The organism is Sphingopyxis sp. 550A, from assembly GCF_053569535.1.
In genome coordinates this window covers 3,490,096-3,502,664 of the sequence record NZ_CM131615.1, presented here as the reverse complement: position 1 = coordinate 3,502,664, position 12,569 = coordinate 3,490,096, and the positions used below count along the sequence as shown (strand labels likewise).

The 12,569-nt window shown below is 66.6% G+C and carries 8 protein-coding genes; 3 read left to right on the top strand and 5 right to left on the bottom strand.

What is annotated here, in order from left to right:
• Window positions 1-115 precede the first annotated feature (115 nt).
• On the top strand, window positions 116-1,315 hold the full coding sequence (locus ACVENA_RS16940; protein ID WP_449326324.1) for a glycoside hydrolase family 6 protein: 1,200 nt from the start codon (window positions 116-118) through the stop codon (window positions 1,313-1,315).
• Window positions 1,316-1,333: 18 nt separating this feature from the next.
• On the opposite strand, the gene ACVENA_RS16935 is transcribed toward ACVENA_RS16940, so the two are convergent.
• The gene (locus tag ACVENA_RS16935; RefSeq protein ID WP_449326323.1) at window positions 1,334-2,311 is read right to left on the bottom strand and encodes a LacI family DNA-binding transcriptional regulator; all 978 of its coding nucleotides are present in this window, start codon (window positions 2,309-2,311) and stop codon (window positions 1,334-1,336) included.
• Window positions 2,312-2,512: 201 nt separating this feature from the next.
• Between ACVENA_RS16935 and ACVENA_RS16930 the strand changes: the two genes are divergently transcribed.
• Together ACVENA_RS16930 and ACVENA_RS16925 are read left to right on the top strand one after the other, a co-directional pair.
• Window positions 2,513-5,026 carry a glycoside hydrolase family 3 N-terminal domain-containing protein gene (locus ACVENA_RS16930; protein ID WP_449326322.1) on the top strand — a complete coding sequence of 838 codons (2,514 nt, stop codon included), beginning with the start codon at window positions 2,513-2,515 and terminating at the stop codon, window positions 5,024-5,026.
• Between the two features lie 22 nt (window positions 5,027-5,048).
• Window positions 5,049-7,676 carry a TonB-dependent receptor gene (locus ACVENA_RS16925; RefSeq protein WP_449326321.1) on the top strand — a complete coding sequence of 876 codons (2,628 nt, stop codon included), beginning with the start codon at window positions 5,049-5,051 and terminating at the stop codon, window positions 7,674-7,676.
• A gap of 56 nt (window positions 7,677-7,732) precedes the next feature.
• Here the strand turns inward: ACVENA_RS16925 and ACVENA_RS16920 are convergent, their stop codons facing one another.
• The 4 genes from ACVENA_RS16920 to ACVENA_RS16905 all read right to left on the bottom strand — a co-directional run bounded on the left by ACVENA_RS16920 (window position 7,733) and on the right by ACVENA_RS16905 (window position 12,566).
• Window positions 7,733-10,090 (bottom strand): TonB-dependent receptor, encoded by a 2,358-nt coding sequence (locus tag ACVENA_RS16920; RefSeq protein ID WP_449326320.1) that lies wholly within the window; start codon window positions 10,088-10,090, stop codon window positions 7,733-7,735.
• 185 nt (window positions 10,091-10,275) lie between these two features.
• Window positions 10,276-11,559 carry an MFS transporter gene (locus tag ACVENA_RS16915; RefSeq protein WP_449326319.1) on the bottom strand — a complete coding sequence of 428 codons (1,284 nt, stop codon included), beginning with the start codon at window positions 11,557-11,559 and terminating at the stop codon, window positions 10,276-10,278.
• A 45-nt stretch (window positions 11,560-11,604) separates the two neighbouring features.
• The gene (locus ACVENA_RS16910; protein ID WP_449326318.1) at window positions 11,605-11,985 is read right to left on the bottom strand and encodes a carboxymuconolactone decarboxylase family protein; all 381 of its coding nucleotides are present in this window, start codon (window positions 11,983-11,985) and stop codon (window positions 11,605-11,607) included.
• The gene (locus tag ACVENA_RS16905; RefSeq protein ID WP_449326317.1) at window positions 11,982-12,566 is read right to left on the bottom strand and encodes an RBBP9/YdeN family alpha/beta hydrolase; all 585 of its coding nucleotides are present in this window, start codon (window positions 12,564-12,566) and stop codon (window positions 11,982-11,984) included. The genes ACVENA_RS16910 and ACVENA_RS16905 overlap by 4 nt, the downstream gene beginning before the upstream one ends.
• Window positions 12,567-12,569: the final 3 nt, after the last annotated feature.

Sequence of the window (12,569 nt, the reverse complement as noted above, 5' to 3'; positions counted from 1 at the left end):
AGACGGGGCGCTTGTTTGCGGCGCCCGCGCGGACTAATCCTCCGCAGCGCGTCGGTTCCGTGCATCCGCCGTCAAAGAGCCTATCGCGTCCGCCCGGGCCCCGTGAGGAGTCAAGATGAGACATTTCTTGCTCATGGCCTCGTTCGCCGCGTCTTTCCTCCTCGTGATTCCAGTGGCCATGGCGTCGGACAGCGACCTGTTCGTCGATCGCGGAAGCACCACGGCCGCCGCTGCCGAAAGCCTGGAGGGTCTCGCAAAACGCGACGCCTCCCGGCTTGCCCGAATCCCCTCGGCGGCCTGGTTCGCCTATGGCACGCCGGAGATTGTCGAGGCGCGGGTGCGCGACATCGTCGACCGGGCGGCCGCCGACAGGCGGCTCCCCGTGCTCGTTGCCTATAATATTCCCTATCGCGACTGTGCTCTCTATTCGGCGGGCGGTGCCGCGGATGGCCGCGCCTATCTTGCCTGGATTCGCGGCTTCGCCGCCGGCATCGGCGATCGCGCGGCGATCGTGGTCCTCGAACCCGACGGGCTCGGCGTCATTCCATGGCATCGGACGCTGGCGGGCGAGGAGGAGGCCTGCCGGCCGGAAGGGCAGGATGAATCGGCGGCCGGACGGCGCTACGATCAATTGCGGGGCGCGGTCGATATTCTCTCCGCGCTGCCGGGCGTGCGCCTGTATCTCGACGGCACCGGCAGCAGCTGGCTTGCGCCGGGGGAGATTGCGAGCCGGCTGATAAAGGCCGACGTCGCGAAGGCGGAGGGGTTTTTCCTCAACGTCTCCAATTTCGAAAGCGACGAACGCGTCGTTCCTTATGCCCGCTGGGTCAGCGACTGCCTCGCGCTCGTGACCGAGGGAGGGCTCGATCCCCGCGCCTGTCCGAGCCAATATCATCCCGCCGCGTTCGACGATCCTTCGACATGGGGAAAAACCGACGCGGCTTATGACCGGCTGTTCGAACGCGCGGGACTGAAGCGCGACCCGGCCCGCCAGAAACATGCGGTGATCGATACGAGCCGCAACGGGCGAGGATCGTGGCAACCGCCCGCGGGCCGATATCGGGATGCCGAAGTCTGGTGCAATCCGCCGGGGCGCGGGCTCGGACGCCGACCGACGCTCGACAGCGGCAACCCCTATGTCGATGCTTTCCTCTGGATCAAGATCCCCGGCGAATCCGACGGCGAATGTCTGCGCGGCACGGCGGGTCCGGCGGATCCCGAGCGCGGCATGACGGCACCGCGCGCCGGAGCCTGGTTTCCCGAACAGGTGCGCGAACTCATCGAATTCGCGAATCCGCCGCTTCCGCCGGAATGAGCGGCGCGTGCGGCTTCGCTAATCGGGCGGCGCTGCCGTCGACGCGCGAACGAGCAGTTCATGGGGATGGTCACGGCGGACCGGCGGTGCCGGCTCCGTCGCGCCGTCGAGCGCGGCGATCAGGCGATCGGCGGCATCCCACGCCATCTGGCGCACCGGTTGATTGACGGTCGTGAGCTGGGGCCAGGCGGTGCGCGATACTTCGGAATTATCGAAGCCTGCGATCGACAGATCGCCGGGAACCGTCAGGCCGAGATCGCGCGCCGCGGCTATGGCCGCCACGGCCATGTCGTCGTTCTGCGCCAGAATCGCGGTGGGGCGGGGAACCTGGCCGAGAAGATCGAGCGCGACGCGATAGCCGACGTCATAGGTGAAGTCGCCCGTAACGACCAAGGCGTCATCGATCGCGACGCCGGCTTCGCCGAAGGCTTGCCGATAGCCTTCCATGCGGCCCTTGCTCGCGGCATGCGACGGGTCGCCGAGAATGATGCCGATGCGCCGGTGGCCGAGCGCCAGCAGGTGCGCCGCGACTTCTTGCCCGGCCGCGACCTCGTCCATCGCGACGATGATGCCGCGATCGAGATCGTGGTGCGGCGTGATGCGGGCATAGGGGAAATTCTGCCGGTCGAGAATGTCGAGCAGCTCGGGCTGATCGCAGGCCGGCGGCGCGAGGAGGGCGCCGTCGAGCCCGGCGCGCAGGAGAAGCTTGCCTAGCTCGTCGGGCCGGCTCGCGACATGATTGAAGGGAAGCACGACGAGGCGATAGCGCCCGTTCTCGAGCCGGCTCAGCGCGCCGTTCTGCAGTTCGACCACATAGCTCGGGCTCGGGCGCTCGTACGTCAGGCCGATCAGGAAGGAACGGCGCGCGATGAGGCTCTGCGCGGCGATATTGGGGTGATAGTCGAGCGCGGCCGCGGCCTCCTTGACCTTGCGGCGCACCGCTTCGCTGACATGCGGGGCATCGTTGAGCGCGCGTGAGACGGTCTTGGGAGTCACCCCCGCGATCCGCGCGACATCGATGATCGTCGATCTTTTTGAAATTTCTCCCTCCGATCAGTGGGATAAATGCCTTGAATACCTTTTCAACGCCCCCGGCGCGCGCTTCTCATAGCGCGTCGCTTGACTTCTGTCGATCAGCTTCGGTAAACGTTGACCGAGAATCGGTAAACGTTGACAATTATCGGGATGGGAGGGGAAATGCATCTGCCGCGCGGCATTGCCATGGCGCTTGGAGCGACGTCGCTGACGGCGTTCGCTTCGCCGTTCCTCGCTGAAATCCCGGCGGCGCGGGCTGCGGTCGCCGAAGCGGGCGCCGGTGCGGCCCATCCGGACATGTGGCCGGCGCGCACGGCCACGGTCGCCCGCGACCCCGCGGTCGAGCGGCGGGTCGACGCCCTGATCGCGGCGATGTCGCTCGAACAGAAGGTCGGCCAGATCATCCAGGCCGACATCGCCAGCGTCACCCCCGACGATGTCTATCGCTACCATCTGGGTTCGGTGCTCAACGGCGGCAATTCCGACCCCGGCGGGCGCTACAATGCGCCGGCGAAGGACTGGCTTGCCGCCGCCGACGCCTTTTATGCCGCCTCGATGAAGCCCGACGGCAAGCTCCCCCGGATTCCGGTGATGTGGGGCAGCGACGCGGTGCATGGTCACAACAATGTCGTCGGCGCGACGCTGTTCCCGCACAATATCGGGCTCGGCGCGGCGCGGAATCCCGACCTCGTCCGCCGGATCGGCGCGGCGACCGCGATCGAGATGCGGGTGACCGGGCTCGACTGGACTTTCGCCCCGACGCTGGCCGTGGTGCGCGACGACCGCTGGGGGCGCACCTACGAAGGCTTCGGCGAAACGCCCGAGATCGCGGCGAGCTATGCCGCACCGCTGATCGAGGGGCTTCAGGGCCGGATCGGCGACAAGGACTGGCTGCGCGGCCCGCATATCGTCGCGACGGCCAAGCATTTCCTCGGCGACGGCGGAACGGCGGGCGGCAAGGATCAGGGCGACGCCCGGATGCCCGAGGCGCAATTGCGCGACCTGTTCAGCCCGCCCTATCTTCCCGCGCTCGACGCTGGCGTCCAGTCGGTGATGGTCAGCTTTTCGAGCTGGAACGGCGCCAAGATGCACGGCAACGGCTCGCTGCTGACCGGCGTGATGAAGGAGCGCTGGAACTTCGACGGCTTCCTCGTCGGCGACTGGAACGGCCATGGGCAGGTCGCGGGCTGTACCACGACCGATTGCCCGCAATCGGCGATCGCGGGGCTCGACATGTATATGGCGCCCGACAGCTGGAAGGAGCTCTATCGGACGACGCTCGCGCACGCGCGCGACGGGACGCTGCCGGTGGCGCGGCTCGACGATGCGGTGCGGCGCATCCTGCGCGTGAAGGTCCGCGCCGGGCTGTTCGAGGCGGGAAAACCTTCGTCGCGGCCCTACGGCGGGCAATTCGACCTGCTCGGCAGCCGCGAGCATCGGGCGCTGGCGCGCGAAGCGGTGCGCGAATCGCTCGTCCTTCTCAAGAACGCGGGCGGACTCCTGCCCTTGAAGCCGGGCGCGAATGTCCTGGTGGCGGGCGACGGCGCCGACAATCTGACCAAGCAGACCGGCGGCTGGACGCTGAGCTGGCAGGGCACCGGCACCAAACGCAGCGACTTTCCGAACGCGCAATCGATCTGGGAAGGGATCGACGCGGACGTGCGGGCGGCGGGCGGGTCCGCGACATTGGCGGTCGACGGCCGTTATGTGCGCAAACCCGACGTCGCGATCGTCGTCTTTGGCGAGGACCCCTACGCCGAATTTCAGGGCGACCGCCCCGATGTCGGATATGACGACGCGAAGAATCTGGCGCTTCTCCGGTCGCTGAAGGCGGCGGGCGTGCCGACGGTCGCGGTGTTCCTTTCGGGCCGGGCGATGTGGGTCAATCCGTTCCTGAACGCGTCGGATGCCTTCGTGGCCGCCTGGCTGCCGGGGTCCGAGGGCGGCGGCGTCGCCGACGTCCTGTTCGGAAAAGCCGATTTTCGCGGGAAGCTGCCGTACAGCTGGCCGCGGTCGAGCGACCAGACCAACGTCAATGTCGGCGATGCCGATTATGATCCGCTTTTCCCCTATGGGTTCGGGCTGACCTTCGCCGACAAGGGCGACCTTGCTCCGGTGCCCGAGGAGCGGGCGAATGCGGCGGCTGCCGATCCCGGCCTGCTCTTCGCGGCCGGCAAGCCGGGAAAAGGGCGGAGTCTGTTGCTCGGCGCGCCCGGCGCGCTGTCGACCAATCCCGGCCCCGACCTCATCGAAGCCCGCGCCGCCGATCGCGCCGCGCAGGAGGATTCGGTGCGCCTTCGCTGGACGGGAGCGGGGCCGGCGGTCGCGGCGATCGTCCAGGATACGCCCGTCGATCTCTCGCGCCAGGCGAATGGCGACCTCGCGCTGGAACTCGAACTGAAAGTCGATGCGCCGCCTTCGGCCGACGTGAGCCTTTTAATGGGATGCGGCGCGCGCTGCGCCGGCGGTTTTCCGATCCGCCCCGTGCTCGCCGAAGCGGCGAAGACGGGCAAGTGGACGCGGATCGCCGTCCCGCTCCGCTGTTTCGAGAAAGCGGGGGTCGACATGACGCGCGTCGAAACGCCGCTGAGCCTCGCCACGTCGGGAACGCTCGATCTCATCTTGTCCGCGGCGCGCATCGTCTCGCCGTCGGGGCCGCAGCTTGCATGCAAATAAGAGTCGGAACAGGGAGGATGACATGAACAGGGGTAAATTCACGCGCACTGCGCTTCTGGTGCTGCTTTCGACGGCTGCGGCGGTTCCGGCCTATGCGCAGGATGCCGGAACGGGCGAGGGCGCAAGCGAGGATCGCGACCAGATCATCGTGACGGCGAACCGCCGCGCGGAAAATTCACAGGATGTCTCGGGCGTCGTCCAGGCGCTGAACGCCGATCAGCTGCGCCAGGACGGCATCGCCGAGCTTCGCCAGTTGCAGGTCGCCGTTCCGGGGCTCAGCATCGCCAATCAGGAAGGCAATGTCGAAATCTTCATCCGCGGCGTCGGTTCGGCCAACAACACCGAACTCGGCGACCCGGGCGCGGCGCCGCATCTCAACGGCACCTATATCCCTCGTCCGCGCGGGCTCGGGCTCATGTTCTACGACCTCGACCGCGTCGAGGTGAACAAGGGGCCGCAGGGCACGCTCTACGGGCGCAACGCGCTCGCCGGGACGCTCAATATCATCACGGCAAAGCCTCGCCTCGGCGAATTCAGCGGCTATGCGCAGGCCGAGATCGCCAACCGCTCCTCCTACGGCGCAGAGGGCGCGATCAATATTCCCCTGGGCGACACCTTCGCGATCCGCGCGGCGGGTTATTACATCAACCGCGACTATGGCTTCAAAAACGTCTCGACCGGCGCGCCGGCAAGCGGGCTGAAGCCCGCGGGGCTCGAAGAAAATTATGCGGGCCGCCTGTCGCTGCTCTGGGAACCGAGCGACCGGCTCAGCATCTCGATCGTCGGCGACTACGGCAAGGAAACCGGCACCGGCTATCCCGGCGCGAATATTTTCAGCGCCGTCGTGGCAAGCGGCCTTCGGCCCGACAAGCTCGATCTGAAACATGTCGTCTATCGCGGGCTGCAAGGCGACATGGAGAATGAACTCTGGGGCATCCAGGGCAAGATCAACTATGATTTCGGCAGTTTCGGCGCCGAACTGACCGGCAGCTATCGCTCGGTCGACTTCTATCAGGTCAATGCCTCGAGCGACGGGATCGACTATCCCGGGCGCGATCTGTCGGCGGTCCAGTACGACAATTATTCGGGCAATTTCTGGCAGACCAAGTCGAAGAGCCAGGTCTATGAAGCGCGCCTGTTCGCCAATGACGACCAGCGCCTCCGCTGGAATCTCGGCGCCTTCTATTTCAAGGAGGATCAGGCCGTCGGCTATCTCGCGCTCGCGGACCGCGGCTATTGCTGCTATTCCGCGACCGAATTCACGATGCCCGACGTCAATGGCGAAAGCTATGCCTTCTATGCCGACGGGACCTATGACGTGGCCGACCGGCTGCGCTTCCTCGCCGGTATTCGCTATACCAAGGAAAAGAAGTCGCGCTACGGGATCGGCGGCAACTGGGCGCTGACCCTCGGCGGCGAGGATTATGCCTGCTGCTTCGCGACGCGCGTCGGCACCGAAGGTTTCCGTCCCGCCTTGCTCGACCGGCCCAATTTCGACGTCAGCAACATCACGACGCCGCAGGGCATGGCCCAATTCCTGATCGAAGGGATCAAGACGCCGGGCCTGCGCGACACGCTGATCGATCAGATCGGGGCGATCGCCAACGGCACCAATCCCAACGGCACCTGCACCGACCGGCCCGATATCGACAACGGGTTCGTCAACTGCCCGGCGCTCAACCCGTCGAACACCAACGGCGGCTTCAGCTACGCCAATCTGACGATCCCCGGCCAGCAGATCGGCAGCTCGAAGTTCGACTTCGTCGACTGGCGCGTCGGGGTCGAATATGACCTGAGCGATGACCACATGCTCTATGCGAAGGTCTCGACCGGCCACAAGTCGGGGGGCTTCAACGACAGCTTCAATGGTTCGACGATCCCCGAGACCTTCAGCCCGGAAAAGCTGCTCGTCTATGAAATCGGCAGCCGCAACAGCTTCGATTTCTTCGGCCGCCGCGCGGTGTTCAACCTGACCGGATTCTATTACGACTACACCAACCAGGTCTTTCAGGATCTGACCTGCATCAACCTCGACAGCACGCAGAACCCGCCGGTCTGCAACGGCTATTCGCTCGTCAACCGCAACATCGGCGCCTCGCGCATCTATGGTGCCGAAGCCGAGATGCGCCTCAAGCTGCCGGGCCATTTCGGACTCGATATCAACGCCGCCTATCTCGATACGAAGATCACCCGCGGCACCGTGGCCGACGCGCGCGCGCAGGATTTCGGCGCCGGCGGCAATTCGCCGCTGATCAGCCTCGTCGGCAACCGGCTGCCGCTCGCATCGAAGATGAACATCACCGCGCGGCTCTCGCAATGGTTCGATGCCGGCCCCGGCCGCCTCGACTGGCAGGCGCTGCTCAACTATCGCTCGTCCTATTATCTCAGCCAGTTCAATGAGGCCGATATCGTCTTCCTCGACGGGACGCGCCAAAGCGCTTTCGCGGCGGGCTTCCCGGACCGGCAGAAGGGCTATGCGACGCTCAATCTCGGCATCGGCTATACGATCGACAACTTCCGGCTCGAGGCCTGGGCGAGCAATTTCCTGAACGAGGAAGTTTCGCAAAAGGCGCTGGTGGGCTCGTCGCTGAACATCCGGTTCCTGAACGATGCCCGCAGCTATGGCCTGCGCTTTCGCGTGAATTTCTAGCGCGCCGCCTGCCCCCGCCTTTGCGGGGGCAGGCGGCGTAGATTAGGGTTTCGACCCTAAAACCGAACGCTGGCCGACACGCCATAGGTGCGCGGCTCGTTGGCGAGAATGCGGTTGGCGGTGCTTCCCGGAAAAGCCCCGTTGTTGAGGCCCAGAGCCGCTCCCAGCGGCTGATAGACCGCAAGCGGCCGATAATGGGTGTTGGTAAGGTTGCTGCCGAAGATCGCGAGCGACCAGCGGTCGTCGGCGCCGCTCAGCGTCAGCCGCGCGCCGAGCAGCGCATAGCCGTCGGCGATCGACTGCGGGTTGGCGTCGTTGACCGTGCCGACATATTGATCGGATACGAAGGAGACATTGGCGTTCGCCGCCCACGTCCATCCGCTCGATCCGACATCCCCGTTCCAGTCGACCCCGACATTGCCCGACCAGGCGGGCGAGAAGCTGTTCGGCTTGCCGGTCAGATCCTGCGTCCCGCCCAGCCCCGGCAGGCCCGATGCGTTGGCGAAATCGGTGAATTCCGAATCGAGATAGGCAAGCGAGCCCGAAAGCGAGAAGCGGTTCGTCGGTGCGAGCCTCAGGTCGAGTTCGAAGCCCTGCTGGCGGAGGTTGCCAGCGTTGCGGACGACGAAGCTGACGCCGTCGAAGGCGCGGTCCTGAAAGCCCGCGATGTCCATGCGGAAGAAAGTGATGTTCGCGGTCAGTGCGCGATCGAGCCAGCTCGTCTTGGCCCCGAACTCGTAATTCTTGACCGTCTCGCGATCGAAGACCCGCTTGGTCGAGATCAGATTGCCCTGCGGGTCGAAGGTCGAGAGCGCCGGCACCCCGCCGCCCGAATTATAGCCGCCCGACTTGTAACCGGTCGAATGGGTCGCAAACAGCATCACATCGTCGGCGGGCTTGTAGTTGAGGCTGATCCGATAGGTGAAGCGGCTCTCCGACAGACCCGGATAGGTCAGCACCTCGGGTGCGCGGATCGTCTGGGTGAAGGGGCTCGATAGCTGCGAATAGCTCCCCCGCTTGCGGTCGTTGGTCCAGCGCCCGCCGAGCGTCAGCGTCAGCGCGTCGGACAGATAGATATTGCCCTGCGCATAGGCGGCGATGCTGCGGACCTTCTGAAACACATCCTGGTCGGTCGCCGCAACGCCGCCGGTGCTCGCGTAATAAGCGGTGCAGGCGGTGCGTCCCGGTCCCGCGGGGACGAGGACGTTGCAGAATTGCGAGTCCATGTTGAGCTGCTCGCCGAGCGCGAACTTCTCCTGAAAATAATAGACGCCCGCGACCATGTCGAAATGGCCGTTCAGCCATTCGCGTTCGGGCGAGATGAATTGCAGTTCGTGATTCCAGCTTCCCGAATCGAACAGGCTGCGTCGCGTCGCGAGCGGAACGGGCAGGAAGATGATGTCGCCGTCGAGTTGGTCGTTCGTCCATTTGCGATAGCTGTTGATCAGGCGCAGCGTCGATCCGTCGCCGATCTCGAGCGAGGCGGTGCTCGACACCCCCCAATTCTTGTCGAGCAGGCCCGAGGCGACCGACTGGTTCATCACCCGGTCGTTCAGATTGGTGTCGGGGCCGCCGCTGAACGCCGCTTGCAGGAAAGCGAGACGGGCCGGCGCGATCGAGGCGGGGTCGAAATCGAAATTGACGACGCCGTCGCCGTCGAGCCGCGTATAATCGCCGCGCACGATCCATTCGAGATTGCCGAACTCGGCCTTCACCGTGCCACGCACCGCAACGTCGTCGGAGCCGCCATAGGTCTTGCCGTCATAGCGATTCTTCCACGGCCCGTCATACCATTGCCCCATCGCCGCGATGCGCGCCGAGACATTTTCGCCCAGCGGCACATTGACGTGACCCGACAATTTATAGCGGTCGAACGAGCCGGCCTCGGCCGACACCTCGCCCGAAAATTCGTCCTCGGGCAGCGCGCTGCGGATCGACAGCGCGCCGACGCTGGCGTTGCGACCGAACAGGGTGCCCTGCGGTCCGCGCAGCACCTCGACCCCGTCGATGTCGAGGAAGGCGCCGAGGATCGAACCCGAGCGCGGGACATAGACGCCGTCGACGAACACCGCGACGCTCGGCTCGATCAGCGTGTTGGCAAGGCTGCCGACACCGCGGATGCCGATGCGCGTCGAGCCGGTGTTCGACGAGCGCACCGTCTGGAAATTGGTCGCGACGCGGCCAAGGTCCATGACGGTCAGGATGTTGGCGCTTTCCATCGCCTCGCCGCTGACCGCGGCGATCGAGATCGGCACGTCCTGGATATTCTCGGCGCGCTTCTGCGCCGTGACGACGATCGCGTCGCCCATGTCGGTGCCGGCGGCATCGGCGGATTTGGCGTCCTGCGCGGCGGCGGGCGTGGCCGCGAGCGCGGCGGCGAACGCGGCAAGGCTGGTGTAGGCAATCGTCTTCATACGTCCCTCCCAAGGTGATTCGTCATTGTGTTTGGCCGGAGGCTATCGAGGCGCTCGGGGCGATATTTCACATTTCACGACAGGATTTTTGCAATGCACGCCACGCTGGCGCGACGGCGCGCGCGATGGCGAGGCGCGCCGCCGGGAGCAGCGGCGCGCGGCGGTAGACGTCGTGACGGAGTGTCCTAGGATTGCCGCGCGACGGCTGCGAGGTCGGCGAGATAGCTTCGCCGCGCCGCGAGAAAGAGCAGCGCGGCGATGACGGCGGCGGCGGGCAGGACGCGCAGCGCGTCGAGCAGCCCGACCGCATCGGCGATGCGCCCGGTCGCGATCGGCCCCGGCGCGAGCCCGAGCAGATTGTGCGCGAGGGTCAGCGTCGCAAAGGCCGAGCCATGGAGCGCGGCGGGGGTGAGGTTGGCGACCATCGCGCCCGCCGGTCCGGTCGTCCCGGCGACGAGGAACATCGCGATGCCGAGCAGGACGAGTTGCGGCAGCCCCGGCGGCAACAGCAGCGCGAGGCTGAGCGCGACGGCGCTGCCGAAGCCATAGCCCGACGCGAGCAATATCTTGCGATCGGGTCGACCCTGCGCCGCGCGATCGCTCGCCATTCCGCACAGCACCATGCCGCAGCCGCAGATCAGCAGGAAGATCGCCGCCATCCGCCCCGCCGCATCGACCGGCATCGCATAGTAACGGTTGAAATAGCTCGGCAGCCAGGCGGGCAGGGCGCCCGCGGCGAAGAGCTGGACCCCGCTCGCGAAGTAGGCGAGCCGTACGCTGCGGTTCGCGAACAATGCGCGGAGCGGCGCGTTCGATTGCGACCGCGTTTCCATGGGCCCGGCAATGGCGGCGATCCGCTTTTCGCGCACGACGATCGGATAGAGGATCGCGAGCGCCAGCCCTCCGATGCCGATGACGGCAAAGGCGGTGCGCCAGCCGAAGCTCGCGGCAATCTCTCCGCCGATTGCGACACCCAACACCTGGCCGAACAGCCCGCCCGCCATGAAGGCGGCCGACAGCGTCGCGCGCAGCCGCTGCGGAAAGACGCTGATCACCACCGCGATGCCGACGCTGCCATAGGCGGCCTCGCCGACCCCGACCATCACCCGGCCGATCAGCATCTGCGAATAGCTGGCGGCGATCGCGCAGAACAGCGTGGCGAAGCTCCACAGCGCCGCCATCAGCGCAAGGCTGCGGACCCGGCCCCAGCGATCGGCGGCGAGCGACAGCGGAAAGGTCAGGCAGCCGACCATCAGCGCGACGACCCCCGACAAGAGCCCAAGCTTCGCGTCGCTCAGCGCCCATTCGGCCTTGAGCAACGGGAAGACCGCGTTCAGCACCTGCCGCGCCATATAATCGGAAATGAGGAGTCCGAAGCTCAGCGCAAAGACGATCCAGCCATAGAAGGTCGTGTCGCGCGGGCCGTTCGCAGCGATGCCGGGGCTCGTCGCCGGTGCCATTACCGCCATTGCCGCCTCCCTTGCTTGCGTCGAGGATGGGCGGGCGGGCGCATGTCAGTCCGCTCCGCCGCCGACCGTCAGGCCGCGCGCTTGCATTTCCTCGACCAGCAACGGCGCGCCGAGTGCCACCGAATGGAGGCCGAGCACCGCGACCGCCTCCAGCACCGCCATCACTTCCTCGGGCGTCGCGCCCTTGTCGAGCGCGGCGGCGATGTGGCGCCTTGTGCCCGGTGCATACATGTGGGTGCAGGAAGCATCGACCGCGATCGCCAGAAACTCGTAAATCTTGGGATCGAGCACCCCGCGCCGCAGCGGCAAGGTGCCCGCGGCGAGAAAGGTTTCGAGCCACTCGGGGTCGAGCGCCGCCATCTCGTCCCACGCGGCGTTCCACTGGCCGCCCGCGCGCATCGCGTCGCTGACCGGAGTCGCGCTCACAGCGCCGCGCTCCGGGCGTGATCGGCGAGGCGACCCAGCATCCCGGTCAATGCGGGCCACGGGCCATAGCCCGCCGCCGGATTGAGGTGGCCGACATCGCCCGCGTCGTGCAGCGCCGCGCCCCACGCATCAGCGAAGCCCGCGACGCGATCGAAGGCGGCGAGCGGATCGTTGCGGCTCGCGACGACCATCGCCGGAAAGGGCAGGGGCTTCTTGGGGATCGGCAGCCAGCCGCCAGCCTTCAACGCCGCCGGCTCGGGATAGCCCGCAGGCAACGGGGTCTCGATATCGGCGGGCGTGACGAGCAGCGCCGCGCGGATCGTGCGCGTCGGCGCGAGTGCCCAATGCACCGTCGTCAGGCACCCGGCGCTATGCGCGACGATCACGACCTCGCCATCGATGGCGCGGAGCGCGGCGTCGAGCCCCGCCACTTGCCCCGCGCGGCTGAGGCGGTCGGCGGCGAGCGGCGCGACCGTCACCGCGCCGGGGATCGCCCGCGCCGCATGGGTCTGCCAATGATCCTCGACATGGTCCCGAAGGCCGGGAACGAAGAGGATCGTCGTCTCGCCGCCGAAAGCCATTGC